Origin of the sequence: Bradyrhizobium sp. Arg237L, assembly GCF_029990105.1 — a bacterium.
Taxonomy (GTDB): domain Bacteria; phylum Pseudomonadota; class Alphaproteobacteria; order Rhizobiales; family Xanthobacteraceae; genus Bradyrhizobium.
Map to the genome: position 1 here is coordinate 56,219 of NZ_JAQMIL010000038.1, position 24,981 is coordinate 81,199.

Sequence of the window (24,981 nt, forward strand, 5' to 3'; positions counted from 1 at the left end):
CCCTCGATGGCAATTTGTCGCACGCTCGCAGTCCTGCTGATCGCCAGCCTCGTGCCCGTTGAGGCGGCGCCGGCCGCAGGCACCACCGTGCATGATGCGCGCGACCGCGACGTCATCATCGACAACCCGTCGCGGATCGTCTCGATCGGCGGGGCGATCACCGAAATCCTCTATGCGCTCGGCTTCGAGGACCGCGTCGCCGGCGTCGATGCGACCAGCCTCTATCCGGCCGCGGCGCTGCGCGACAAACCCAATGTCGGCTATATGCGCCAGCTCTCGCCCGAAGGCGTGCTGGGACTCAACCCCTCGCTGGTGCTGGCGGTGCAGGGCTCGGGACCGAAGGAGACCATGGACGTGCTGGAAGCGGCCAAGGTGCCGCTGGTGCTGGTGCCCGAGACCTTCTCCGAGCAGGGATTGCTCGACAAGATCAAGCTGGTCGGCCACGCCATGGATGCCGATCCGCGCGCCGCATGCCTGACCACCGCCGTCGCGCATGATCTCGCGCAATTGCGCGAGTTGCGCGCCAAGGTGACGAAGCCGGTGCGGGTGATGTTCGTGATGTCGCTGCTCAACGGCCGCGCCATGGCGGCGGGCCAGAAGACGGCGGCAAACGAGATCATCCAGCTCGCCGGCGGCGTCAATGCGGTCCAAGGCTATGACGGCTACAAGATCGTCAGCGACGAGGCGATCGTCGCCGCCAAGCCCGACGTCGTGCTGTCGATCCAGCGCGGCAAGGATTCGCTGGAAGCCGAGGCGATCTATGCTCATCCGGCCTTCGCGCTGACGCCGGTCGCGGCCAACAAGAGCTTCATCTCGATGGAAGGGCTGTATCTGCTCGGCTTCGGGCCGCGCACGGCGGCCGCAGCGCGCGACCTTTCGACGAAACTATATCCGGCGCTGGTGCCGCAGGCGGAGAAGTTCGTGCCCGCGGCGCTCACGGCGAATTGCCGGCAATGAGCGCCTTGGCGGACGCGCGCGGCAATACCGCCGATCCTCGCACCAAGCGCTCGTTGCGCCCGCCAGCATCGCTGACACTGCTTTGCCTTTGCGCCGCGCTTGTCGGCGTTGCGCTCATTGCAGTGACGCTGGGTGCGGCTGGAATTCCCCTCGCCCGCCTGCCTGCCGCGCTCGGCCTATGGAATGACAGCGCGGCCAATCCGCTGGTTGCGCGCGACCAGCTCGTGCTGTGGTCGATCCGGATTCCGCGGATCGTCGCCGCCGCGATGGTCGGCGGCCTCCTGGCGGCATCCGGCGCGATCATGCAGGGGCTGTTCCGCAATCCTCTCGCCGATCCCGCGCTCGTCGGCGTCTCCAGCGGCGGCGCCTTTGCTGCAGCAGCCGCGATCGTCTTCACCGACAGCCACATCGGCGAGAGCGTCCGCTTCATGCAGCACCAATTGCTGCCGCTGTCAGCATTCGCCGGCTCGCTCGTGACGACGATCATCCTCTACAGCATCGCGAGCCGCGCCGGGCGGACGTCGATTGCGATCTTCCTGCTGGCAGGAATTGCGATCGCCGCGATCGCCAATGCCGGCATCGGGCTCCTGGTCTTCGTCGCCGACGACCGCCAGCTCCGCGACATCACTTTCTGGATGCTGGGCTCGATGAGCGGCGCGACCTGGAGCAAGATCGCGACGCTGGCGCCGGTGCTCACTGTTGCGCTGGTCGCGTGCCTGTCGATCGCGCGCGGGCTCGATGTCCTCGTGCTCGGCGAAGCCGAGGCCTTTCACAGCGGCGTCGATGTCGAGCGGTTGAAACGGATCTCCATCATCCTGGTCTCGGCCATGACCGGGGTCGCAGTCTCCGTGTGCGGCGTCGTCGGCTTTGTCGGCATCGTGGTGCCGCATCTGTTGCGGCTCGCGATCGGGCCGGCGCACCGACTGCTGCTGCCGGCCTCCGTGCTGCTCGGGGCCGTGCTCCTGGTCGGCGCCGACACGATGGCCCGCACCATCGTGTCGCCAGCGGAAATGCCGATCGGCATCCTGACGGCGGCGGTCGGCGCGCCGTTCTTCCTCGCCATCCTGCTGCGACAGCGCAGCCTGGTTTCGCTATGATCCCGATGCTGCAGGCGAGCTCGGTCTCGGTGGTGGTCAGCGGCGCCACGCTGGTCGATGCCGTCGACCTCAGCGTCAATCCGGGCGAGATGATCGCAATCGTCGGGCCGAACGGCGCCGGCAAGTCGACGCTCCTGCGCATGCTGTCCGGCGACATCACGCCGACCCGCGGCACGGTCGAACTGAAGCAGCGCGCGCTCCGCGCCTATCGGCCGCGCGAATTGGCGCGGCATCGCGCCATGCTGTCGCAGCATGTCAACGTCACCTTCCCGTTCACCGTGGAAGAGATCGTCTACATGGGCGCAGGCGACAGTTCGCACGCGACGGCGGCGCCGCTGGTCGAGTCCGCCTTGGATGAGGTCGGGCTGAGGAGCTTCCGCCATCGCCAGTTGCCGACACTGTCGGGCGGCGAACAGCAGCGTGCGCACTTCGCCCGCGTGCTGGTGCAGCTCGCCTGCGGCGAAGCGCACAACGGCCCGGGCCTGTTGCTGCTGGACGAGCCGACCTCGAGCCTCGACCTCAGGCACCAGATCGACCTGGTCGAGACCGCGCGCCGTCGCGCGCAGAGCGGCACCGCGGTGATCGCGATCCTGCACGACCTCAACCTCGCGATGCGCTTTGCCGACCGCCTCGTTCTCCTGCATCGCGGCCGGCTTGCGGTCGACGGCGGCCGCAGCGAGGCGATGACCGCGGAGACGATCCGCACCATCTTCGAGGTCGATGCCACCATCGACCATACCGACCGCGGCATCCCCTTCCTGCTGCCGCAAACGATGCGACCGGTGACGTAACGCCGCAGGCATATCCAGCGGCAATCGTTAGAGCGTTTTCGAGCGAAGTGGACACCGGTTCGCGTGAAGAAAACGCGTCAAGACAAGAATCTAGAGCTTCGGTTCTGATTCCATCAGAACCGAATATGCTCTAGCCGTCACGAAACTGTCAGCGGCATGTAACACGCGCCTCCCAGAACTCCGCCGCGTTCATCTTCAGGGGAGATCAACATGCGCAAATCACTGCTCTGCTCCGTCGCGTCCATCGTGCTGCTCTCGGGAGCTGCCTTCGCGCAAGGCGAGGGCGAATATCCGGCGACCCTCAAGGGCCACGCCGTGCTTCCGGCGGAAAGCTTCATCGACGCGCCTGCCGATGCACCCAACGATCTCAAGACCTCCGGCAAATACACCACCGGCCGCCGCGTCGACGCAGTCGGCACCGTGATGGGCAAGTCCTACGAGCGGCCGACCGGCGTCTCGCTTCCGTTCAAGGGCCAGCCGCTGCAGGGCCATTCCGGCATCAAGGTGATGGCGGACGGCACGTTCTGGGTGCTCACCGACAACGGCATGGGCTCGCGCTATAACTCGCCGGATTCGATGCTGTACCTGAACCGGCACAAGATCGACTGGGCGAGCGGCAAGATCGAGCGTCAGGAAACCGTGTTCCTGCACGATCCCGACAAGAAGGTGCCGTTCCGCATCGTGCATGAGGACACCGCCAAGCGCTATCTCACCGGCGCCGATTTCGACACCGAAGGCTTCCAGATCATCGGTGATACCTTCTGGATCGGCGACGAGTTCGGACCCTACGTGATCAAGGCCGACAAGACCGGCAAGGTGCTGGCGGTGTTCGAGACGACCGCCGATGGCAAGCCGGTGCGCTCGCCCGATCACTGGTCGGTGCAGTCGCCGGGCGCGCCGGGCGCGAGCTACACCACCGTCAACCTGCGCCGCTCCAAGGGATATGAGGGCTTTGCGTCCTCGAAGGACGGCAAGTTCCTGTACGGCCTGCTCGAGGGCCCGCTGTGGGATGCCGAGAAGAAGGACTGGGAGAAGGTCGACGGCAAGGAAGCCTCGCGCATCCTCGAGTTCGACGTCGCGAACGAGAAATTCACCGGCCGCTACTGGCAGTATGTGTTCGAGCAGAACGGCAATGCCATCGGCGACTTCAACATGATCGACGGCACCGCCGGCCTGATCATCGAGCGCGACAATGGCGAAGGCACCGCGGACAAGGCCTGCCCGCAGGGACAGCGCGGCGAGAACTGCTTCCCGGACCTGGCGAAGTTCAAGCGCGTCTACAAGATCGAGCTCTCGGACGCCAATGTCGGCAAGCCCGTGCGCAAGGTCGGCTATATCGACCTGATGAAGATCCGCGATCCCGACAAGAAGGCGAAGAAGCCGCTCAATGACGGCGTGCTGACCTTCCCGTTCTTCACCATCGAGAACGTCGATAAGGTCGACGACACCCATATCATCGTCGGCAACGACAACAACCTGCCGTTCTCCTCGAGCCGCGATCCCAACAAGGCCGACGACAACGAGTTCGTGCTGCTGGAAGTCGGCGACTTCCTGAAGGCGAAGTGAGCTCTGCTCCCTCTCCCCGTTCTTCACGGGGAGAGGGTCGGGGTGAGGGGCTCTCTCCACGATCACGGTGACAGACGTGTTCGCGGAGAGAGCCCCTCACCCGGATTGCTTCGCAATCCGACCTCTCCCCGCAAGAGCGGGGCGAGGTAAGAACCGCTCATCCCGCCGGCGTCATGACGACGCCCTTGTCCTTGGGCCAGCGGATGCGCCAGGCGAAGTTGATGTCCTTGAGCTCGCCCGGTTTCGCATCGAACGTCCATTGCAGAACGCCACGCTTGTCGCGCAGATTGGTCGCGGTCGGCGTCGTGGTCTGTGGCAGCATCTCGACCACGATCTCCTCATTCTCGCTGACCGGGAGCTGATCCTCGATCGCGACGCGGATCGGGAAATCATGGCCGTTGCGAATGCTGGTCTTGAAGGCGCGTTCGTCGGTCTTCGACGTCGTCACGATCAGGCCGGCGGAGCCCTCGTTGCGCTTGACCACCGAGCGCTCGATCTTGACCTTGTCGTCGGCGCCGAAGCCGAGCCGCACGGTTTCATCCTTGCCGGCGGAAGCGATCTTGCCGCGGCCGACGAACACGCCGTCGCGATAGATTGCGACGCGGCCGGGCAGCAACGGCGCGTCCTCGGCCTGCTTGAAGCTCGCCTCCAGGAAGGCCGTCGGATCGATCACCGGCACGGCGCGGATGGTGAGGTCGGGCGCGATCACGCTGCTCCCGATGCGCAGGCTCTTTGCCCCCTCGCTGGCGCCGAGGCTGACCCGGCCTGGAATTTTGAAGGTGGCCTGGAAGTCGCCGATCTCGGCCACCGCCTGCTGCTCGTCGGCGCGCTCACGCGCATCGAGCGCGTCGGCGGCCTTTGCGGCCGACGGCGAGCGCAGTGCGGGCGCCGGCCGCGCCAGTTCCGGCACGGCGCTTGACAGCGGCACCGGGCGCGGCGGCTGAGGATATTGCACGAGCAGCGAATTCAATTCGGGCGCGCTGCCGCCGCGGGCAATGCGCACGGTGGAGACGCCGAGCGCGACATTCGACCAGTCCTCGCCGGTCGACTGCGTGATCTCGGCGCGGCGCACCAGCTCCAGCGAGGGTTTTCGGTCCTTGGCGCCGGTATCGAGGCGTGCGTCATAGATCGGCGCCCAGCGCGCATTGCGCACCGAATAGGTGACGCGCAGGGTGGCTTTCGTGGCAGTCGCGGCAGCGAGGTCGATACGGACCTCGAGCTTGCTCGGCGGCTTGGCGGCGCGGTCGGATTCCAGCCGCGCGATCTCGCGGTCGATGTCGCGCTGCTTGCGCTCGGCTTCACGGGTCGCGGTATCAGCGATCGCGATCTCCTCGGAAACGGCGGCAAAAGCGGCGCGCCATTCGGACAGCGGCCGCGCCTCGCCCTTTTCGCCGATGCCGACCGGAGCGGCTTCGGCAAAACGCTCGGCGAACTGGCGGCGCGCCTTGGCGGCGTCGATCGCCCCTTGCAGATTGGCGCGCTCATCCTTCAACGCCTCGATCCGCTTGTCGAGCTCGGGCAGGTTCACCGGCGGCGCCGCCCGCGGCTGCCGCGTGTCGATCGAGCCGATCGTCAGCTTGCTGTCCGCGTCGCCTTCGACACGCAGTGAGGATGGGTCGAGCGACAGCGGGAAATCCTTGGCGACCAGCGTGCTGTCGCCGGACGGCAGATCGAGCGTGATGACGCGGGTGACGCTCGCGCCATCAGGATAGACGGTCACCGCATCCACCATCGAAGCGGCATCGACGTCAGCCGCCCGCGCCGGCAAAGCGGCAAGCGCGGTGACCAGCACCAGGCTGGTAGTGACAAGACAATTGGCAATCAAACGCATTGGATCCCTTTCCTGCATTGCGCGCAGACTTCACCCGATCCGGCACCGCCGGACAGTGCCTGATGTCACACCCCCATCGGTGGTGAGACGCAGCGAGAAAAGAACCGGTTCGATTGGGGTGCCACAAAGATGGAGACCACAAACCTGCGGTATCCAATTGCGCGCCAATCCCTCCACGTCATTGCGAGCGCAGCGAAGCAATCCATCCCTCCGCGTTCGAGGCTGGCAATGGATTGCTTCGCTGCGCTCGCAATGACGGGAGGAGAGAGCGTCGCGCACATAAAAAAGCACGGCGCTTGGGGCGCCGTGCTTTGGTTCATGTGGCGTTCAGCCGAGCCGTTCTCAGCTATAGATCTCGAACAATCCGGCGCCGCCCTGACCTCCGCCGATGCACATGGTGACGACGCCCCACTTGGCCTTGCGGCGGCGGCCTTCCTGCAGCAGGTGGCCGGTGAGGCGCGCGCCGGTCATGCCGAAGGGGTGGCCGATCGCGATCGAGCCGCCGTTGACATTGTACTTCTCGGGATCGATGCCGAGCTGGTCGCGGCAGTACAGGCACTGGCTGGCGAAGGCTTCGTTGAGCTCCCAGAGATCGATATCGTCGATCTTCAGGCCATGGCGCTTCAACAGCTTCGGCACCGCAAAGACCGGGCCGATGCCCATCTCGTCCGGCTCGCAACCGGCGGTCGCCCAGGCGACGAAGCGGCCCAGCGGCTCCAGCCCGCGCTTCTCGGCGTCCTTGGCTTCCATCAGCACCACGGCGGCGGCGCCGTCGGAAAGCTGGCTGGCATTGCCGGCGGTGATGTACTTGCCGGCGCCCCTCACCGGCTCGAGCTTGGCAAGACCCTCAATCGTCGTCTCGGGACGGTTGCACTCGTCGCGGTCGACGACATAGTCCTTGATGCTCTCTTCCTTCGTCACCTTGTCGACCACCTTCATCTTGGTCTTCATCGGGACGATCTCGTCCTTGAACTTGTTGGCCTGCTGCGCGGCCGCCATGCGGCGCTGCGACTCCAGCGAAAACTCGTCCTGGTATTCGCGGCTCAGCTTGTAGCGCTCGGCGACGATGTCGGCGGTGTCGATCATCGCCATGAAGATGTCGGGCGCGGTCTTGAGCAGCTCGGGATCGACCGATTCCTTCGGCGTGCCGCCGCCGGGAATCGAGATGCTCTCGACGCCGCCGGCAACGATGCATTCAGCGCCATCGGAACGGATCGAGTTGGCGGCCATCGCGATGGTCTGAAGCCCCGAGGAGCAGAAACGGTTCACCGAGACGCCGGCGGTCGACTTCGGCAGGCCGGCGAGCAGCGCGGCCTGACGGCCGATATTCGGCGCGCCGTGGGCGCAATTGCCGAGATAGCAGTCCTCGACATATTCCTTGTCGACGCCGGCGCGCTCGACGGCATGCTTGATGGCGTGCGCCGCCAGCGACATCGGCGGAGTGATGTTGAACCCGCCGCGGGCGGACTTCGCCAGTCCCGTGCGTGCATAGGAAACGATAACGGCTTCACGCATTGTGTTTTCTCCCTTGTTCGGACGGCCTGATATGACCGGTCTTGGCCCATTCGTACACAGATTTTGTCGGCCGCCAAACGACAAACGCCGCCTCCGATGCCGGAGGCGGCGTTGTTGTTCCGCAGGTCGGAATATCTGGGTCGAACGACGCGACCGCCTTCCCTTCTCCCCTTGTGGGAGAAGGTGGCGCGAAGCGCCGGATGAGGGGTTGTCTCCGAGGATGACAGCGCTCGTGGAGACAACCCCTCACCCGAATGAGTCCGGTACTGACGGCGGAGCTGCCCTCTCCCACAAGGGGGCGAGGGCGCAGCAATTGGCACCTCCCGCGTTAGAACGCGAGCACCTTGGCTTGCTTGACCTGCGGCAGCGCGTGCACCTTGGCGAGCACGTCAGCCGGCACCGGGCCGTCGACCTCGACCAGCGCGATCGCGTCGCCGCCCTGCGCGACGCGGCCGAGATGGAAGGTCGCGATGTTGATCTTGGCGTCGCCGAGCAGGCTTGCGAACTTGCCGATGAAGCCCGGCTTGTCCTCGTTGGTCACATAGATCATCGACTTGCCGAACTCGGCGTCGACGCGGATACCCTTGATGTCGACCAGCCGCGGCTTGCCGTCGTGATAGACGGTGCCGGAAACCGAGCGTTCCTGCCGCTCCGTCGTCACGGTCACGGTGATCAGGCTCTCATAGTCGCTCTGTGCGGCGCGCGTCACCTCGTCGACTACCATGCCGCGCTCCTTGGCGACGACAGGCGCGGAGACGACGTTGACGTCGCCCAGCATCGGCCGCAGCAGGCCGGACAGCACCGCCGAGGTCAGCGCCTTGATCTTCATCTCGGCGACATGGCCCTCATAGGTGATCTGGGTCTTGATGATGCCGCTCTCGGTGAGCTGGCCGGCGAACGAGCCGAGCTTCTCGGCGAGCTCGATGAACGGCTTCAGCTTCGGCGCCTCCTCGGCCGTGATCGAGGGGAAGTTGATGGCGTTGGAGATGGCGCCGGTGAGCAGATAGTCCGACATCTGCTCGGCGACCTGCAGCGCGACATTCTCCTGCGCTTCCGTGGTGGACGCGCCGAGATGCGGGGTGCAGATCACGTTGGGATGGCCGAACAGGATGTTCGAGGTCGCCGGCTCCTCAGAGAACACGTCGAAGGCCGCGCCCGCGACATGCTTGGAATTGAGCGCGTCCACCAGCGCCTGCTCGTCGACCAGGCCGCCGCGGGCGCAATTGACGATGCGCACGCCCTTCTTCATCTTCGCAAGCGCCGCGGCATCGATGATGTTGCGGGTCTTGTCGGTGAGCGGCGTGTGCAGGGTGATGAAATCGGCGCGCTTGAACAGCTCGTCGAGCTCGACCTTCTCGACCCCGATGTCCTTGGCGCGCTCCGGCGACAGGAACGGATCGAAGGCGATCACCTTCATGCGCAGCCCAAGCGCGCGGTCGCAGACGATCGAGCCGATATTGCCGCAGCCGACCACGCCCAGCGTCTTGTTGGTGATCTCGACCCCCATGAAGCGGTTCTTTTCCCACTTGCCGGCCTGCGTCGAGGCATCGGCCTGCGGGATTTCGCGGGCCAGCGCCAGCATCAGGGTGATCGCGTGCTCGGCGGTCGTGATCGAATTACCGAACGGTGTGTTCATCACGATGATGCCCTTGGCCGTCGCCGCAGGAATCTCGACATTGTCGACGCCGATGCCGGCGCGGCCGATCACCTTCAGCCGGGTGGCCTTCTCGATGATCTTGGCGGTTGCCTTGGTCGCAGAGCGGATCGCGAGGCCGTCATAGTTGCCGATGATCTCGGCGAGCTTTTCCTTGTCCTTGCCGAGATTGGGCTGGAAGTCGACCTCAACGCCGCGGTCTTTGAAGATCTGCACGGCGGCGGGAGACAGGGCGTCGGAAATGAGAACTTTGGGTTTGCTCATGGAAATGGTCCCTTGGGAGTGGTCCCTTGATGGACGATGCACTGATGGCGCCACCCGCGAACTTGCCCCGCGAGTCCATCCTCGTTTCGTGATGGATGGCCGGGTCAAGCCCGGCCATGACGACGATGAGGTGACGTTACTTACGCAGCCTTCGAAAGCTGCGCCTTGGTCTCGGCGAAAGCCCAGTCGATCCACTGTGTCAGCAGTTCGACGTCCTTGGCTTCGACAGTGGCGCCGCACCAGATGCGCAGGCCTGCCGGCGCATCGCGGTAATGCGCGAAGTCGAAGCCCGCATTCTCCTTCTCGACCAGGGCGACCAGCTTCTTGCAGAAGTCGGCCTGCAAGTCCGGCGTAAGCGAGGTGATCGCGGGATCCGTGATCTTCAGGCACACCGAGGTGTTGGAGCGGATCGCGGGATCCTTGGCCAGGAAATCGATCCACGGCGTCTTCGCCTTCCAGTCGGCAAGCACCTTGGTGCTGGCGTCGGCGCGCGCGATCAGCGCCTTCAGGCCGCCGATCGATTTCGCCCAGTCGAGCGCGTCGAGATAGTCCTCCACGCAGAGCATCGACGGCGTGTTGATGGTCTCGCCTTCGAAGATACCCTGGTTGAGCTTGCCGCCCTTGGTCATGCGGAAGATCTTCGGCAGCGGCCAGGCCGGCTTGTAGGTCTCGAGCCGCTCCACCGCGCGCGGCGAGAGGATCAGCATGCCATGCGCCGCCTCGCCGCCGAGCGCCTTCTGCCAGGAGAAGGTGATGACGTCGAGCTTCGGCCAGTCGAGCGGCTGTGCGAACGCCGCCGAGGTCGCGTCGCAGATGGTGAGGCCTTCGCGGGTCGCGCTGATCCAGTCGGCGTTCGGCACGCGCACGCCCGAGGTGGTGCCGTTCCAGGTGAAGACGACGTCACTTGCCGGATCGACCTTGGAGAGATCGGGGATCTCGCCATAGCCGGCATTGAGCTTGGTGACGTCCTTCAGCTTCAATTCCTTGACGATGTCGCTGACCCAGCCCTCGCCGAAGGATTCCCAGGCCAACGTGGTGACGGGCCGCGCTCCGAGCAGCGACCACAGCGCCATCTCGACCGCGCCGGTGTCGGAAGCCGGCACGATGCCGATCTTGTAGTCGGTCGGCACCTCCAGCACTTCGCGCGTCAGCTCAATGGCTTGCTTGAGTTTGGCCTTGCCGATCTTCGCGCGATGCGAGCGGCCGAGCGCGGCGTCCTTGAGATTTTGGGGATTCCAGCCGGGGCGCTTGGCGCAGGGGCCGGAGGAGAAATGCGGCACATTCGGCCGCGAAGCGGGCTTCGCTGCAGTCATGATCTACCCTTCCAGATAGCTGCCTCTCGGTGGGGAGAGGTTTCCCGCTGTCGGAGATAGTGGAACGGTAAAGACTCGTCAAGGAACTTCAGGACGATCACAGGCGATTGATGGAGGCTCGCCCGGCGACGGAGCCGGCGCCTGATCAAGCAGTCCGGCCGCATCGTTCACCAGCTTCACGGCCTTTCGCCGGCTGGAGACTCTCATGATGCTCTTTTCACCGGCCTGCACGATGTATTCATTGCCCGCCCTGACGATCGAATATCGCTTCATCTGAAATATCCCCAAGCCGTCCCAGAACGCGATGACTTTGGACCGTCATCGCGTTCGATTTTTTTGCTTGATCATGATCTCACTTCTTTGAGCATGATCTTTTCGGAAAACCGGTTTCCACTTTTCCGGATCATGCTCTAGCGGACCATGTTCTGCCGCTGGGAGACGCGTAACTATCAGGAGCGTTCCCGCCAGTAAAATTACGGAGGCCGGCGTAGTTTATCGCTTGTTAACCGGAACGCAGAGCGAGGACTACCACTGCGATCAGCGATGATAGCCACGCAACTTGGCGCAACTCAGAAGCGCATCGTCATGCCGACATGACTGCGTTGAAATCCAAGCCGTTCATAGAAACGCTGCGCGTCGGCGCGGGTGTGATGCGTGAGCAGTTCGACGAGAATGCAACCGTTGGCGCGCGCTTCAACGATCGCCCATTGCACCATCTGTTCGCCGATGCCGCGGCTGCGGCAATGGCTTGCGACGCGCACGTCCTCGATCAGGCCGCGTGAGGCACCTTGCGAACTTATGCCCGGCAGGATGCATAGCTGCAGGCAACCGACCACCGTGCCGTCAGCGTCTTCGGCGACCACGAGCTTGAAATTCAAATCGCGGTCGACCTTCTCGAACGCCGCGAAATAGGATTGAGGCAAGGGATCCTCGATCCGCTCGCGCGCGCTGCCGAGCCGATCGTCCGCGAGCATGGCGACGATGATGGGAACATCGTCGCGACGGGCGCGACGGATCGTGATCGAAGACGCAGGTGCCATAATATATTCCGAAACGGCTAACGCGCCGGCGCCAGGCCAAGTGAGCGCTCGGCCTCATTGATCCAGCGGCGAAGCGCGGGATAGCCGCCGAGATCGAAGCCGCCCTCATGCGCGAGCCGCGTGTAGGCGAGCAGCGCCACATCGGCGAGCGAGAGCGACGAGCCGGCCAGAAACGGCGTCAGCGCAAGCTGCTGCTCCATCTGCGCCAGCGCCGCATGGCCGCGCTTGACCTTCTCCGGATCGAGCTCGGAAACGGATTTGCCGAGATAGCGCATCTGGAACCGGCACACGGCGATATAGGGCTCGTGGCTGTACTGCTCCCAGAACAGCCACTCGTCCATCTTCGCGGCGGCAAAATCATCCGATGGAATGAGGTCGCTGCCGCGGGCGAGATAGCGGATGATGGCGTTCGACTGCGCCAAGGCGCGGCCATCGTCGAGCACGATCGTCGGCACCTGGCCCGCGCTGTTCATCCTCAGGAACTCCGCGGTGCGCGTCTCCTGCTTGAGGATGTCGACGTTGGTCCAGGTGTAGGGCAGCGCAAGGTAATCGCACACCCATTTTACCTTCAGGCAATTGCCCGACTTGTCGTCACCGTAGATTTTCATGGCTGGCTGTTGTCCTGCTCCCGAATGACAGAGCACCAGCGGAAGCAGAAGCTGTCAACACGTCTGACGCATACGCGCCTAGAATTTATAGCCGAGGCCGGCGCGCACCGTGTTGATGCTGGTATCGACCGTTGTGGTGAAGCGGATGTATTCCCATTCCGCGCGCATGAAGAGGCCGCCGACCAGGTTGATGTCAATGCCAAGGCCGGCCGTGTAGCCGTAGATGAGGTGATTGTGCACGGCATCCGTCGCGCTCAATGGCATCAACGGCGTGAAACGTCCAAGCGGAGTGGGGCTCACCGCGTCCGTAACGATTGCACTATGCGAAATGTCGGCCTTGCCGAGCGCGAAGCCGCCGAACGCATAAGGCAGGAAGCATCCGAAGGCATAGGCTGCGCGCCCCCGAAACGTCGCGATGTCCGAGATCGAGATCGAGGATGCCGAGGTGACTCCGACGTCGTGGTAGAAGGTGTCGGTGAGAGGAGAGCCGCTCACAAGCTCCTTGCTGGCGCTGGCCGAACCACCAAAGCTGCCGTGCACGTAGCTCGCCTCCAGGCCGAGCACGACGTCGCTCCATTGCCAGTTGTATCCGACAAAGGCTCCGTATGCGGACGAACGCGCCGTCTGCTTTCCGAGACCGAGATTCCATTGCGCAACGCCCATCTGCTGCACGACGTTGTCGGAAATCAGCGAGGAGATCAAAGATGACGGCTTGCTGTCGAAATTCGCATCGGACGAACCGTAGCCGGCTTGGCCACCAATATAGAGACCTTCCCAGTAAGCTCTGGAGGTTGTCAGCCCATCGGTGAAGCTGCCGCGAAGCACCGGGAGATCGGGAAGATCGGCGGCCCGCGCGCTCGTCACCGCGCCACACATCACTGCCGCCAGCAAAAACCTACGCATCGCCCACGCCCCCAAATCGACTTAATCAAACTCGGCGACGATCATCGCTCGTTAACCTTAACCAATGGTTGTCGCGCGCCGCTTTCGCCACAATCTTCTGCGTGATGAGCACTCTCCTCTCCGCAAAGCAAAACGGCGCGGGGACATCCGGCGCCGTCTGCAATCGTTAACCAATGAAGGTTCGTATTAACCTTTGCGCACCAGCGGCGGCGGCGCGTAGACCGGCTGCGGGCTGTCCAGATTCCAGCGCACGCCGAGCTTGAGATCGTGCGAAGTGATATCCTTGAAGTTCATTGGATTGTTGGTCGTGAAGCCCTGGAACGTCGTCACGGGTCCCGTCAATCCCGAACCGAGATCGACGTAGCTATAGGCGACTTCGAGCGTCAGGTTTGGACTAACCTTGTAGGAAAGACCTGCATGCGCCGCCCAGGCGAAATTCCACTTGGACGCCGAACTGGCAAGCGCAAAACCTGGCGCAATCACGCCGGGAGAGAAATCAGCAAGCCCTTGATCGGTGAAATTGGAGACGGTCACGCGCGCGGCACCGACACCAGCACCGATGAACGGCGTTACGCACCACCAGGTTCCGAGATCGACATAGGCGTTGGCGAGAACAAGCCATTCCGACTTGCTTGCGGTGTAGTTGTCAGACCCCGCGCCGATAACTCCGCCGCCGAGCGGAAAAGTCGCGAGATCCTGGCCGTGAAAGTTCGTTCTTCCACGATATTGACCGGTGACGTCGGCTCGGAACCAACTGTTGAACTGGTAACCGACACCGAGACCAAAGATGCCGCCGGTATCAAAACCGGTCTGCTGGTTCAGGGAGAGCAGCGGCGTGTACAAGGCGTTGTTGCCGTTGCGCACTTCCTTCACGCTCTGATTGCTGAAGCCGATATCGCCGCGCAAATACCAGCCGCCGAAATCTTCCACCGGCGGCGGTCCGTAGGCCGGTGGCGGCGCGATCGGCATATCGGCGGCGAATGCCACCGAGGAAATCAGGGAGACCGCACCAGCGGCAACGAGAGATTTAACGCAACGCATTGGCTTCGTCCTTCTGGCCAGTGAGGCGAGCGGGGAAGCCTCACGTCTGAAAATCCACGGCCGGACGATGGCACTAAATGCTTAAGCGGCGCTTAACCCTAATTATTAAGGTTGACAACCTCTGACGATTTTCCCGAAAGCTCGCGGTATCGCGCTATTCCCGCTGTCGAACAGAAAGCGGCCGCGCCATAAATGCAAACGATGCGTTGATGAAATCTCAGCTCTTGTCTTAACGCGTTGTCTTTACGCGCACCGGAGTCCACTTCGCTCGAAAACGCTTAATGCGCGTGGTTCGGCATTTTCGGCAGGAACACCGCGAGCAGTCCGATCGCCGGCAGGAATGAGCAGAGCTGGTAGACGAAGGCGATGTCGGTGTGATCGGCGAGCTTGCCGAGCACCGCCGCGCCCAAGCCGCCGATGCCGAAAGCGAAGCCGAAGAACAGGCCGGAGATCATGCCGAAGCGATGCGGCATCAGTTCCTGCGCGAACACGATGATCGATGCGGTCGCCGACGAGATGATCAGGCCGATGAACACGCTGAGTACGGCGCTGGTGATGAGGCCGGCATAGGGCAGCGCCAGCGTGAACGGCAGCGCGCCGAGGATCGAGAACCAGATCACGTATTTGCGGCCGAAGCGATCGCCGAGCGGTCCGCCCAGGAAGGCACCGACCGCGTTCGCCGCGAGGAACATGAAGAGATAGAGCTGCGCCGCCTGCGTCGAGACGTCGAACCTCTCGATCAGATAGAAGATGTAGTAGCTCGACAGGCTCGCGATATAGAGCTGCTTCGAGAACAACAGCGCGACCAGCACGGCGAGCGCGATCATCACCCGCCGCCCGGCCGGCGCGTCCGGGTGCCGCTCGACGACCGCCGCCTTCCTGGTCACGATCTGCGGCCTGTACCAGGCGCCGATGCGCCACAGGATCAGGATCGCAAGACCCGCGATCGAGGAGAACCACCCAATCGAGGACTGCCCGAACGGCACCACGATCAGCGCCGCGAGTACCGGGCCCATCGAGGTGCCGAAGCTGCCGCCAAGCTGGAACACTGATTGCGCAAAGCCGTAGCGGCCGCCCGAGGCGAGCCGCGCGATCCGCGCCGATTCCGGATGGAACACCGCCGAGCCGAGTCCGACCAGCGACGCCGCGATCAGGATGATGCCGTAGTGATGCGCGCCAGCGAGCAACAGCAGGCCGAAGAAGGTGAAGCCCATGCCGATCGCCAGCGAGAACGGCTGCGCCTTCTTGTCGGTGAAATGCCCGACCAGAGGCTGCAGCAGCGATGCTGTGAACTGGAACGCCAGCGTGATCATGCCGATCTGCGTGTAGTCGAGCGCGTAGGCGTCCTTCAGGATCGGATAGACGGAGGCGATCAACGACTGCATGGTGTCGTTGAGAAAGTGCGAGAAGCTGATGCCCGCGAGCACGACGTAAGCCGGCCCCACCGCGGTCGCGCGGGCAGCCATGCGCGGCGTCACGTCTGATACCAGCACCGGTTCAGCCAGTGCTTCTTCTGAGACGGCAACGGGCTTGTTCAACGGAGATTCCTGGCGGGACTCGCGAAGCGGCAATAAGCCGTGCTTACGACGCACGCTCCGCTGCGACCAGCGCGATTAGATAATGGCTGCGATGCAACCAGCGCGCGCTGGATGGTCGTGATTTAGGCCGGAGCAGTCGCCAGCACTTATCCCTCTCCCCGCCCTTCGCGGGGAGAGGGTTGGGGTGAGGGGCTCTCTCCGCGAGCAAAATAGCAAACGGACTCGCGGAGGCTCCCCCTCACCCGAAATTCAAGCTGCGCTTGAATTTCGACCTCTCCCCGCAGGCGAGGCGAGGTGCATCGGGGCTCGCTTCTTGCGTCCAACAAATATCGAGCGTCACGCCGCAGCCGCGGCGGCATGGCCGAGTGCGGAGACGATGTGATCGACGACTTCCTCGACCAGGAGGCGGTCGTCGCCCTCGCCCATCACGCGGATCACCGGCTCTGTGCCGGAGGAACGGACCAAGAGGCGGCCGTGACCGTTGAGCCGCTTCTCGCCGTCGACGATGGCAGACTTGACCTCGACATCATCCAGCGGCTTGCCGCTGCGATAACGCACGTTCTTCAGGATCTGCGGCAGCGGATCGAAGCGATGGCAGACTTCCGACACCGGGCGGCGGAGCTTTTGCACCACAGCAAGCACCTGCAGCGCGGCGACGAAGCCGTCGCCCGTGGTGGCATAGTCGGAAAGGATGATGTGGCCGGACGGCTCGCCGCCGAGATTGTAGCCATCGCTCAGCATCCGCTCGAGCACATAGCGGTCGCCGACTGGCGTGCGCACCATGTCGAGCCCAATGCCCTGCAGGAAACGTTCGAGCCCGAGATTGGACATCACGGTGGTGACGATGCCGGGCTTGGCGAGCCGGCCCTCTTCCTTCCAGCTCTGCGCGATCACCGCGAGCAACTGATCGCCGTCGACCACATGACCGCGCTCGTCGACCAGGATCACACGATCGGCGTCGCCGTCGAGCGCAATGCCGATATCGGCGCGCATCTCGCGCACCTTCTTCGCCAGCGTTTCCGGTGCCGTGGAGCCGCATTCCTTGTTGATGTTGAAGCCGTCGGGCTCGACCCCGATCTGCACGACGTCGGCGCCAAGCTCCCACAGCGCTTCCGGCACCACCTTGTAGGCGGCGCCATTGGCGCAATCGATCACGACGCGCAGGCCGTCGAGGCTCAGTTCGCGCGGCAGCGTGCGCTTGGCGAATTCGATGTAGCGATCATGGACGCCGTCGATGCGGCGGGCGCGGCCGAGGCTCGCGCTCTGCGCGAGCCGGCGCTCGATCGGCTCGTCGAGCAGTTGCTCGATCTGCTTCTCGACGTCGTCGGACAGCTTGAACCCTTGCGGCCCGAACAGCTTGATGCCGTTGTCCTCGAACAGATTGTGCGAGGCTGAGATCATCACGCCGAGATCGGCGCGCATCGACTTGGTGAGCATCGCGACCGCCGGCGTCGGCATCGGGCCGAGCAGCAGCACGTCCATGCCGACCGAGGTGAAGCCCGCGACCATGGCATATTCGATCATGTAGCCGGACAGCCGCGTGTCCTTGCCGATCACCACCCGATGGCGATGGTCGCCGCGCTGAAACACCAGGCCGGCCGCCTGCCCCACCTTGAGGGCGAGCTCCGGCGTAATCAGACCATTGGCCCGGCCACGAATCCCGTCGGTCCCGAAATATTTACGGCTCATATCACCCCCAAGTAAGGCTTGGGCTTCTCCAGCCACCTCAGCGAGAAGCCCGAAACATCATCAGGCAGGCGTTATAGTGCGTCGGCCGCCAAGACGGCTTCAAAATATATGATGAATCATTACCGTCGCCTGAAGGCAAGAGTTTAGGTTAATATATTGTAAAATAATGTATATTTCGGAGGCCGGGGTTCCTGCGGACAGCGGCCAGCAGCGACTCTAGCGCTTGCGGAGGATGTGATGGTCGTCCTTGGACGGCGGCGGCTGGGTCACATTGACGGGGTCGGAGGCCGGAAAAGTCTCCTCCAACCCCTCCTCCAGGGACTCCTCAAGCGAGCGCTTTTCGCTCTCGGCATCTTTCGGCTTGGGGGTCGATCCGGTCATGGTGGCCTCCTGCTGGGTCGGAGTTCGGCGGAGTGATTTGGCAGATGATCCAACCATGCTAGATGACGGCGCATTCGCGAAATACAAGACGGGCCGGGAGCGTCCATGAAGCACATCACCTGCATCGAAGATCTGCGCCAGCTACACAAGCGCCGCGTGCCGAAGGCATTTTTCGACTATGCCGACCGCGGCTCCTATACCGAGGACACGCTGCGCGCCAACAGCGAGGATCTTCAGCAGATCAAATTCCGCCAGCGCATCCTGGTTGACGTCTCCAAGCGCGACCTCAGGACCACGATCCTGGGCGAGCCGGCCGCGATGCCGCTGATCCTCGCCCCCGTCGGCCTGCTCGGCATGCAGCATGGCGACGGCGAGATCTATGCCTGCCGCGCCGCACAGGCCGCCGGGATTCCGTTCACCCAGAGCACGATGTCGATCTGCTCGATCGAGGACATTGCGGCCGCCGTCGACAAGCCGTTCTGGTTCCAGCTCTACGTCATGAAGGACCGCGGCTTCATTAAGGCGCTGATCGAGCGCGCGATCGCCGCCAGGTGCAGCGCGCTGGTCCTGACCGTCGACCTGCAGGTGATCGGCCAGCGGCACCAGGACATCAAGAACGGGATGACAGTGCCGCCGGAATGGTCGCTGTCGAAACTGATCGATTTCGCCACCAAGCCGGCCTGGGTCTCCGGCGTGCTGCGCGGCAAGCGCCGCACCTTCGGCAATCTCGCCGGCCATCTCAAGATCGACCAGGACATCACCTCGCTCTCGACCTGGATCAATTCGCAGTTCGACACTTCGCTGAACTGGAAAGACATCGACTGGATCCGCAGCATCTGGCCAGGCAAGCTGATCCTCAAGGGCATCCTCGACGTCGAGGACGCGGAGATCGCGGCCAAGACCGGCGCGCAGGCGATCGTGGTCTCCAACCATGGCGGCCGCCAGCTCGACGGCGCCCCCTCCTCGATCGAGGTGCTGCCGGAGATCGTGGACGCCGTTGGCTCGCAGGTTGAAGTCATGTTCGACGGCGGCATCCGCACTGGCATGGACGTGATGCGTGCGCTCGCGCTCGGCGCAAAGTCCTGCATGATCGGCCGGGCCTATGCCTACGGTCTCGGCGCCGGCGGACAGGCCGGCGTCACCGAGGCGATCAACGTGCTGGCGAAGGAACTGCTCACGACCATGGGCCTGTGCGGCGTCAACACGATCGCAGAGATCGACGACAAGGTGCTGGCGGTCTAGGTTAACACGCGCGCGATGCCGATTGATGTGCCCTCGCCCCTTGTGGGAGAGGGCAGCTCCGACATCGGCAACAAGCGCATTTGGGTGAGGGGTTCTCTCCGCGAGCACCGTCACCCGCGGAGAGAACCCCTCATCCGTCGCGCATTGCATGCGCGCCACCTTCTCCCACAAGGGGAGAAGGGAAGACATCAACGCGCGCCTCACATCGGAGGTGTGATGCCGTCGCGGCCGACGCTGATGCGGTTGGTCTCGAGCGAGCCATCGGGCGACTTTTTCGTGAATGCGATGATCTTGGCGCCTGCCTTGAGCTCGGACTTGTCGCCGGGGACGTAGGTCACGACAGGTGTGTCAGGCGAGACCATCACCTTCTTCTCGCCGCCCTTGTACTTGACGAGCAGCGTGTGGCCATCATTGCTGACCACGGATTCGGCGACCGTCGCATTGGTCATGCTGCTGTTGGGACGTGTGTCCCAGGGCCGCGAGCCCTCGCCGGTGCCGCGCATCTCCTCCGGGAAGACGTGGACTTCCACCGCTTTCGGCGTGCCGTCGGAACCCGGCACGGTCGTAGCGCCGATGAAGGAACCGACCTTGATGTCGGATAGCGCGATCTTGACGATGCCGGCAACGCGCGCATCGCCCGTCATATGCAGCTTGACGTCCTCACCGCTGCGCGACTTGACCTCGATCGTGTCGCCGACGACGCTTTCGATGGTCCCGCGCACCCGCGAGGACACAGGCGGCTGTTGCGCGATCGCATAGAGGGTTGATGCCGCAACCATGGCGACGGCAAATAGCGGGCGGGCGAGCGTGGAACGGTAGGGAGGCATAGCGAGAGCTCCGGGTGGATCACCTCTGCAGAGACCCCGCTGTCGCGGCGATATTTCGCGCACTCAAGCCTTTGTGAGATCGTCCTCGACCAGCGTACGCAGTTCCGCCGTCACTTGCGGGCGCTGGCCGAACCACAATTCGAAGCCGCGCACCGCCTGGTGCAAGAGCATGCCGAGCCCGTCGGCCGTCTTCAATCCGCGCGCCTCGGCGGCTGCAAGCAGCGGCGTCTTCAGTGGAACATAGACGAGGTCGGCGACAACAGCATTTGGCGGCAACAAGCCGACGTCGAGCGCGAGCGCCGGCTGGCCGTGCATGCCGAGCGAGGTGGTGTTTGCCAGCAGCCCTGCACTCGGCAACAGATCGGCAAGCGCATCCCACGTGGCTGGCTCGACGCGAGAACCGAACTGATCGGCAAGCGCGCGGGCACGCTCGATGCTGCGGTTGACGAGATGTATGCGCTTTGTGCCGCGATCGAGCAATCCGAACACCACGGCGCGCGCCGCGCCGCCGGCGCCCAACACCAGCGCCTCCGTCGCCCGGTCCCAGCCGGCCGCGGAGGCGTCGAGATTGTTGATGAAACCTTCGACGTCGGTGTTGGTCGAGCGCAGCTCGCCGCCTTCGTACCACAGCGTGTTGGCGGCGCCGACCGCGCGGGCGCGCTCGTCAGGCACCGACAGCGCCAGCGCGCGCTCCTTGTGCGGGATCGTGACATTGGCGCCGACGAAGCCATGCGTCGACAGATGCAACACGAACTCGGCAAAGCCCTCCGGCGGGATCGCCTCGATGTTGTAGCCGCCCTCGATGCCGAGCTTCCTCAGCCAATAGTGATGAATCAGCGGCGAGCGCGAATGCGCGGCCGGCCATCCGATCAGGCATGCGGCGCGGGCTTTGGTCGGTGCGGTCATTTCAGTCCATTCGGACAAGCGGTGAGAACTGTCAATCCTCACTTATCCCGCACTGCGACGACCGCGGTGAGTACGACGGCGGCGCCTGCGGCGAACCAGACCGCGGAAAGATTGAGGTGGAGATAAGCGAGCGCGCCGACGGTCGACCCCAGCACCAGCGCCGTCCATAGCAGGAGGTTCGGCAGCCAGGCCCAGCGCGGGCCGCCGGTCAGCGCCGCCCCAAGAAGCTGGCCGGCCTTGACGAGCGCGCCGGTGACATAGGTGAGGCCAAGTGCCGAGCCGCCGCCAACCTCGAACACGGCGTTCTCCAGTCCCATCGCGAACACGATCGCCGCGACCGCGACAATAGGCCAACCGAAAGCATAGGCCAGCGCAGCGCCGATGAGCAGCAGGCTTTCCGTCAGCAATAGCCAGGTCTGGCGACGGCCGCCGCGACCAAGCGCGATCAAGCTGCCCGCCGCGGCCCCGAACACGAACGTCACGATGATGCCAATGGTTTGCGCCGCCGCGAACCAGTTCGCTTCGGTCAGGTTGACGCCGAGACGCGTCGAATTGCCGCTCATGAAGGAGACGAACAGGCCGCCGAGATGCAGATAGCCGATGCCGTCGAGATAACCGGCGAGCGCGCTCAGCGCACAGGCCAGCGTCATGTTACGGCGCGAGTCAAGCATGCGTCACGCCGTCCACTCGTAGACCTCTTTCTCGTAGGCTTCCGTGAAACCGGCGCGCCGCAGATTGCGGTACGAATGTTCCAGCATGTACATGGTCTCGGAGACCTGGACCCTGCAGCCCATCTGCTCGGCGCGTTCGACCCGCTTTGCGATGAGCGCCTGCTGCGCGCCGCGCTTCCGATGGCTTTCGGCGGTGGTCGCGGCCAGGAGATAGCCGATGTCCTCGAACAGGCAGAGCGCGGCGATCGCCACCGGCTGATCGCCGTCGAACGCCATGTAGTGCACGAAGCCCCTGCGGCCGGCCGAGCGCGCATATTCCGGCCATAGCGTGTCGCCGAGCTGATCGCGCGCCGCATCGATCTCGTCAGTGGTCACCTCGCGGATGCCGAGATCGGTTGTGAAATGAAGCGGCGAATAGGCCGTGCGCCACAAAGTTGGATATCCGGTGCGGCGTGCGCGCGACAGGCCACCCGCCTCGAGCCGCGCCCGCATCAGGTCCATGTCGGGACCCGGGCTCAGCCAGACAAAGAAGCGCTTCACACCCTCAGCCGTGAACAGATCGATGAAGCGCGCGACCGCATCATCCGTCATGGCGGGATCGGCGCCGCAGAGATAGACACGATTGAGGTTGGCGGATGGAAACGGCGCCTGACGTTCGGGATCGATGGTCACGTAGCAGTGACCGAACGGCGGACCGTCGAACTGCCGGCGCACAAGCCGGTAAGGCTGACAACGGCCGTCCAGCCATTGCGTCAGCCGCCGCATTTTCAAGGAGAGATCGACAACTTCCATGGCGATGCGGGGATCATGACCCTCGATCCGGGGCCATGATCCTAGCAACACTTATGCCGCCACGCGATGCGCCGCAATAATTTGATCGGCTGTCCGGCCGGTCACTTCAGCCATGTGATCGAACTGCCGGGTGAAGCTGCCGGCGCCGGCGGTGGCCGAGCGGAGTTCCACGATCAGGTCGCCGATTTCGGCTTCCGGCATGGTGGCGCGGACGCAGTCCCAGCCGGCCCAGCCCTCGCGGGTGTCGAAACCGAGAATCTGGCCCCGCCGCGCCGACAGGATGGCGTTGATCTTGGCGGTGGCGTCGGTCGGGCAGACGATTTCGACCATGTGGATCGGTTCCAACAGCACCGGATGACAGTTCGGCAGCGCCTCGCTGACGCCAATCCGCGCTGCAGTGCGGAACGCGAGATCGGAGGAGTCGACGCTGTGGTAGGAACCGTCGGTCAGGCGCACATGGACGTCGACCACGGGAAAGCCGAGCGGACCCTTCAGCAGGCCGTCGACGACGCCCTCCTCCACTGCGCCGATATAGTTCCGCGGCACCGCGCCGCCGACCACGGTCTCGTCGAAGGTGAAGCCGGAGCCGCGTGGCAAGGGCTTTAGTTCCAGCACCACGTCGCCGAACTGGCCGTGGCCGCCGGACTGCTTCTTGTGCCGCCCGCGTTGGGTGATCGGTTTCCGGATGGTCTCCTGATACCCGATCGCAGGTGGGTGCGATTTGACGTTGACGCCGAAGCGGTCGCGCAGCCGTTCCACCGCGACACGCAGGTGCATCTCGCCCTGCCCCCACAGCACGGTATCGTGCGTGCGCTGGTTCTGGATCTGGGTCAGCGACGGATCCTCCTCGTTCAGCCGCAACAGCGCCTGCCCGAGCTTGACGTCGTCCTTGCGGTCGGTGGCCGCGACCGACATCGCCAGCACCGGCGATGTCGGCTCGACCTTCACCAGCGACGGCGGCGCGGTCTTGCCGCTCGCCATTGTGTCGCCGGTCTTGATCGCATCGAGCTTGCCGAGCGCAACCGTATCACCGGCTTCCGCGGCGGCACGCTTGGTGTCGAACGCGCCGCCTGCGGCGAGGATACCGGAAACGCGGCCGGTCTCGCCGGACGAGGAGATCAGCGTCGCGCCATCGTCCAGACGGCCGGCGAGCAGCCGAGCCAGCGACAGTTTGCCGCCGTGCTGCAAATGCACGGTCTTGAACACATAGGCGAGCGCATCCTTCGTTTCGGGGGCGCCAAGGCGCTTGGCGGTTTCGGCGATGCCGGGCGATTCATGGCGCAGCGCCTTCATCAGGCGCAGCACGCCGTTCTCGCGCAGCGCCGAGCCGAGCAGCACCGGACAGATCACGCCTTCGCGCAGTTCGCGGGCGAGATCGTCGAACACGGCGTCGCGCGGCGGCTGGATGTCCTCGAGCAACTGCTCCATCAGCGCGTCGTCATGGTCGGCAAGCTTCTCCAGCATCGAGAAGCGCGCTTCCTTCTCGCGATCGAGATCGCCGCCTTCGAGCGCGACCACCTCCGACGGCTTGTGCTCGCGATAGACGAAGGCGCGTTCCAGCGCCAGATCGACGAAACCCTCGATCAGATCGCCGTTCCAGATCGGAATTTGCCTGAGCACCAGCGGCACGCGCGAGGCCGGCTGCAGCGTGGCGAGCGTCTCGCGGACGCGCTTGTTGGCGCGATCGATCTTGTTCAGGAACAGGAAACGGGGAATGGCCAGCTCTTCCAATTCGCGCAGGATGAGCTGCAATTGCGGCAGCTTCTTCTCGTCGGCCTCGCAGACCACGACCGCGGCATCGACCGCGGGAAGCGCCATGCGCATATCGTGCGCGAATTCGACCGAGCCGGGACAATCGAGGAAGGTGTAGCTGTCGCCCATGAAGGTCGTGGTGGCGGCGGTAAGCCCGACGCTCATCTTGTGATTGCGCGCTTCGGCACTGGCGTCGCCAACGGAACTTCCGGCATCGACACTGCCGGCTGTCCGGATCGCACCGGTTCGCGCCAAGATCGCTTCGAGAAGTGTGGTCTTACCGCTCTGGAAAGGGCCCACCAGTGCAATGCACCGTGGACCTCGGGGACTTCTGACGTCTTGTCCCATTGCCGTCTCCTCATCTGGAGCTCGGCCCTTGATTGGGTCGGCAATCGTCGATGCTCCGCCCGTCGCGGGCGTTTGGCAAGCGGGAACACGCGCGAAAACGTCGCTGCGTTGCGATGTAATGGTCTAATGCAATGAAGCGTGCACGACTTCTTGCCTCCCCTTGTGGGAGAAGGTGGCGCGCATGCAATGCGCGACGGATGAGCGACTATCTGGATTGTCAAGTTGCATTGGCGTAAGCGGCACGCGCCTCGCGTG

General features: G+C 64.1%; 22 protein-coding genes. 5 read left to right on the forward strand and 17 right to left on the reverse strand.

Annotated features, from left to right (window positions below; all coding sequences use genetic code 11):
• Positions 1 to 6: 6 nt before the first annotated feature.
• The 4 genes from OZ411_RS22960 to OZ411_RS22975 all read left to right on the forward strand — a co-directional run bounded on the left by OZ411_RS22960 (position 7) and on the right by OZ411_RS22975 (position 4,411).
• Positions 7 to 957, forward strand: coding sequence for a hemin ABC transporter substrate-binding protein (locus OZ411_RS22960; RefSeq protein ID WP_282529764.1), 951 nt, complete (start codon positions 7 to 9; stop codon positions 955 to 957).
• A complete protein-coding gene (locus OZ411_RS22965) occupies positions 954 to 2,054 on the forward strand; it encodes an iron chelate uptake ABC transporter family permease subunit (protein ID WP_282529765.1) in 1,101 nt (366 codons plus the stop codon). The genes OZ411_RS22960 and OZ411_RS22965 overlap by 4 nt, the downstream gene beginning before the upstream one ends.
• Positions 2,051 to 2,845 carry a heme ABC transporter ATP-binding protein gene (locus tag OZ411_RS22970; RefSeq protein WP_282529766.1) on the forward strand — a complete coding sequence of 265 codons (795 nt, stop codon included), beginning with the start codon at positions 2,051 to 2,053 and terminating at the stop codon, positions 2,843 to 2,845. Before OZ411_RS22965 ends, OZ411_RS22970 begins: the two co-directional genes overlap by 4 nt.
• Positions 2,846 to 3,055: 210 nt before the next feature.
• Positions 3,056 to 4,411 carry an esterase-like activity of phytase family protein gene (locus OZ411_RS22975; protein ID WP_282529767.1) on the forward strand — a complete coding sequence of 452 codons (1,356 nt, stop codon included), beginning with the start codon at positions 3,056 to 3,058 and terminating at the stop codon, positions 4,409 to 4,411.
• 157 nt (positions 4,412 to 4,568) lie between these two features.
• On the opposite strand, the gene OZ411_RS22980 is transcribed toward OZ411_RS22975, so the two are convergent.
• The 12 genes from OZ411_RS22980 to OZ411_RS23035 form a co-directional block, all read right to left on the reverse strand.
• Positions 4,569 to 6,242, reverse strand: coding sequence for a mucoidy inhibitor MuiA family protein (locus OZ411_RS22980; protein WP_282529768.1), 1,674 nt, complete (start codon positions 6,240 to 6,242; stop codon positions 4,569 to 4,571).
• A gap of 342 nt (positions 6,243 to 6,584) precedes the next feature.
• Positions 6,585 to 7,757 (reverse strand): acetyl-CoA C-acyltransferase, encoded by a 1,173-nt coding sequence (locus OZ411_RS22985; RefSeq protein ID WP_282529769.1) that lies wholly within the window; start codon positions 7,755 to 7,757, stop codon positions 6,585 to 6,587.
• Between the two features lie 328 nt (positions 7,758 to 8,085).
• On the reverse strand, positions 8,086 to 9,675 hold the full coding sequence (gene serA / locus OZ411_RS22990) for a phosphoglycerate dehydrogenase (RefSeq protein ID WP_130581543.1): 1,590 nt from the start codon (positions 9,673 to 9,675) through the stop codon (positions 8,086 to 8,088).
• Positions 9,676 to 9,815: 140 nt separating this feature from the next.
• Positions 9,816 to 10,988 (reverse strand): phosphoserine transaminase, encoded by a 1,173-nt coding sequence (locus OZ411_RS22995; RefSeq protein ID WP_282529770.1) that lies wholly within the window; start codon positions 10,986 to 10,988, stop codon positions 9,816 to 9,818.
• A 78-nt stretch (positions 10,989 to 11,066) separates the two neighbouring features.
• Positions 11,067 to 11,261: a hypothetical protein gene (locus OZ411_RS23000; protein WP_282529771.1), complete on the reverse strand. Its 195-nt coding sequence runs from the start codon at positions 11,259 to 11,261 to the stop codon at positions 11,067 to 11,069.
• 296 nt (positions 11,262 to 11,557) lie between these two features.
• On the reverse strand, positions 11,558 to 12,028 hold the full coding sequence (locus OZ411_RS23005; protein WP_282529772.1) for a GNAT family N-acetyltransferase: 471 nt from the start codon (positions 12,026 to 12,028) through the stop codon (positions 11,558 to 11,560).
• Positions 12,029 to 12,045: 17 nt separating this feature from the next.
• Positions 12,046 to 12,636, reverse strand: coding sequence for a glutathione S-transferase family protein (locus tag OZ411_RS23010; RefSeq protein WP_282529773.1), 591 nt, complete (start codon positions 12,634 to 12,636; stop codon positions 12,046 to 12,048).
• Between the two features lie 78 nt (positions 12,637 to 12,714).
• Positions 12,715 to 13,539, reverse strand: a complete 825-nt coding sequence (locus tag OZ411_RS23015) for an outer membrane beta-barrel protein (RefSeq protein ID WP_282529774.1) — start codon at positions 13,537 to 13,539, stop codon at positions 12,715 to 12,717.
• Between the two features lie 186 nt (positions 13,540 to 13,725).
• Entirely contained in the window at positions 13,726 to 14,580 is an 855-nt protein-coding gene (locus OZ411_RS23020; protein ID WP_282529775.1) for an outer membrane beta-barrel protein, read from the reverse strand.
• Between the two features lie 278 nt (positions 14,581 to 14,858).
• Positions 14,859 to 16,118, reverse strand: coding sequence for an MFS transporter (locus OZ411_RS23025; protein ID WP_282529776.1), 1,260 nt, complete (start codon positions 16,116 to 16,118; stop codon positions 14,859 to 14,861).
• A 336-nt stretch (positions 16,119 to 16,454) separates the two neighbouring features.
• Positions 16,455 to 17,807, reverse strand: coding sequence for a phosphoglucosamine mutase (gene glmM / locus OZ411_RS23030; protein ID WP_130584143.1), 1,353 nt, complete (start codon positions 17,805 to 17,807; stop codon positions 16,455 to 16,457).
• A 216-nt stretch (positions 17,808 to 18,023) separates the two neighbouring features.
• Entirely contained in the window at positions 18,024 to 18,188 is a 165-nt protein-coding gene (locus tag OZ411_RS23035) for a hypothetical protein (protein ID WP_165421574.1), read from the reverse strand.
• A gap of 105 nt (positions 18,189 to 18,293) precedes the next feature.
• Here OZ411_RS23035 and OZ411_RS23040 point away from each other — a divergent pair, with 105 nt between their 5' ends.
• Positions 18,294 to 19,430 (forward strand): alpha-hydroxy acid oxidase, encoded by a 1,137-nt coding sequence (locus OZ411_RS23040; protein WP_028163858.1) that lies wholly within the window; start codon positions 18,294 to 18,296, stop codon positions 19,428 to 19,430.
• A gap of 200 nt (positions 19,431 to 19,630) precedes the next feature.
• Here OZ411_RS23040 and OZ411_RS23045 read toward each other — a convergent pair whose 3' ends face one another.
• The 5 genes from OZ411_RS23045 to OZ411_RS23065 all read right to left on the reverse strand — a co-directional run bounded on the left by OZ411_RS23045 (position 19,631) and on the right by OZ411_RS23065 (position 24,726).
• Positions 19,631 to 20,257 (reverse strand): hypothetical protein, encoded by a 627-nt coding sequence (locus OZ411_RS23045; RefSeq protein WP_282529777.1) that lies wholly within the window; start codon positions 20,255 to 20,257, stop codon positions 19,631 to 19,633.
• A 63-nt stretch (positions 20,258 to 20,320) separates the two neighbouring features.
• Positions 20,321 to 21,163 carry a shikimate dehydrogenase gene (locus OZ411_RS23050; protein WP_282529778.1) on the reverse strand — a complete coding sequence of 281 codons (843 nt, stop codon included), beginning with the start codon at positions 21,161 to 21,163 and terminating at the stop codon, positions 20,321 to 20,323.
• 38 nt (positions 21,164 to 21,201) lie between these two features.
• Positions 21,202 to 21,834: a YoaK family protein gene (locus OZ411_RS23055; RefSeq protein WP_282529779.1), complete on the reverse strand. Its 633-nt coding sequence runs from the start codon at positions 21,832 to 21,834 to the stop codon at positions 21,202 to 21,204.
• Positions 21,835 to 21,837: 3 nt separating this feature from the next.
• Positions 21,838 to 22,626 carry a GNAT family N-acetyltransferase gene (locus tag OZ411_RS23060; RefSeq protein ID WP_282529780.1) on the reverse strand — a complete coding sequence of 263 codons (789 nt, stop codon included), beginning with the start codon at positions 22,624 to 22,626 and terminating at the stop codon, positions 21,838 to 21,840.
• A 51-nt stretch (positions 22,627 to 22,677) separates the two neighbouring features.
• A complete protein-coding gene (locus OZ411_RS23065) occupies positions 22,678 to 24,726 on the reverse strand; it encodes an elongation factor G (protein WP_282529781.1) in 2,049 nt (682 codons plus the stop codon).
• Positions 24,727 to 24,981 lie beyond the last annotated feature (255 nt).

Bases quoted from the DNA above. Each gene is read 5' to 3' on its own strand.
- OZ411_RS22960 (WP_282529764.1), top strand. From the start codon at position 7: ATGGCAATTTGTCGCACGCTCGCAGTCCTGCTGATCGCCAGCCTCGTG.
- OZ411_RS22965 (WP_282529765.1), top strand. From the start codon at position 954: ATGAGCGCCTTGGCGGACGCGCGCGGCAATACCGCCGATCCTCGCACC.
- OZ411_RS22970 (WP_282529766.1), top strand. From the start codon at position 2,051: ATGATCCCGATGCTGCAGGCGAGCTCGGTCTCGGTGGTGGTCAGCGGC.
- OZ411_RS22975 (WP_282529767.1), top strand. From the start codon at position 3,056: ATGCGCAAATCACTGCTCTGCTCCGTCGCGTCCATCGTGCTGCTCTCG.
- OZ411_RS22980 (WP_282529768.1), bottom strand. From the start codon at position 6,242: ATGCGTTTGATTGCCAATTGTCTTGTCACTACCAGCCTGGTGCTGGTC.
- OZ411_RS22985 (WP_282529769.1), bottom strand. From the start codon at position 7,757: ATGCGTGAAGCCGTTATCGTTTCCTATGCACGCACGGGACTGGCGAAG.
- serA (WP_130581543.1), bottom strand. From the start codon at position 9,675: ATGAGCAAACCCAAAGTTCTCATTTCCGACGCCCTGTCTCCCGCCGCC.
- OZ411_RS22995 (WP_282529770.1), bottom strand. From the start codon at position 10,988: ATGACTGCAGCGAAGCCCGCTTCGCGGCCGAATGTGCCGCATTTCTCC.
- OZ411_RS23000 (WP_282529771.1), bottom strand. From the start codon at position 11,261: ATGAAGCGATATTCGATCGTCAGGGCGGGCAATGAATACATCGTGCAG.
- OZ411_RS23005 (WP_282529772.1), bottom strand. From the start codon at position 12,028: ATGGCACCTGCGTCTTCGATCACGATCCGTCGCGCCCGTCGCGACGAT.
- OZ411_RS23010 (WP_282529773.1), bottom strand. From the start codon at position 12,636: ATGAAAATCTACGGTGACGACAAGTCGGGCAATTGCCTGAAGGTAAAA.
- OZ411_RS23015 (WP_282529774.1), bottom strand. From the start codon at position 13,539: ATGCGTAGGTTTTTGCTGGCGGCAGTGATGTGTGGCGCGGTGACGAGC.
- OZ411_RS23020 (WP_282529775.1), bottom strand. From the start codon at position 14,580: ATGCGTTGCGTTAAATCTCTCGTTGCCGCTGGTGCGGTCTCCCTGATT.
- glmM (WP_130584143.1), bottom strand. From the start codon at position 17,807: ATGAGCCGTAAATATTTCGGGACCGACGGGATTCGTGGCCGGGCCAAT.
- OZ411_RS23035 (WP_165421574.1), bottom strand. From the start codon at position 18,188: ATGACCGGATCGACCCCCAAGCCGAAAGATGCCGAGAGCGAAAAGCGC.
- OZ411_RS23040 (WP_028163858.1), top strand. From the start codon at position 18,294: ATGAAGCACATCACCTGCATCGAAGATCTGCGCCAGCTACACAAGCGC.
- OZ411_RS23045 (WP_282529777.1), bottom strand. From the start codon at position 20,257: ATGCCTCCCTACCGTTCCACGCTCGCCCGCCCGCTATTTGCCGTCGCC.
- OZ411_RS23050 (WP_282529778.1), bottom strand. From the start codon at position 21,163: ATGACCGCACCGACCAAAGCCCGCGCCGCATGCCTGATCGGATGGCCG.
- OZ411_RS23055 (WP_282529779.1), bottom strand. From the start codon at position 21,834: ATGCTTGACTCGCGCCGTAACATGACGCTGGCCTGTGCGCTGAGCGCG.
- OZ411_RS23060 (WP_282529780.1), bottom strand. From the start codon at position 22,626: ATGGAAGTTGTCGATCTCTCCTTGAAAATGCGGCGGCTGACGCAATGG.
- OZ411_RS23065 (WP_282529781.1), bottom strand. From the start codon at position 24,726: ATGGGACAAGACGTCAGAAGTCCCCGAGGTCCACGGTGCATTGCACTG.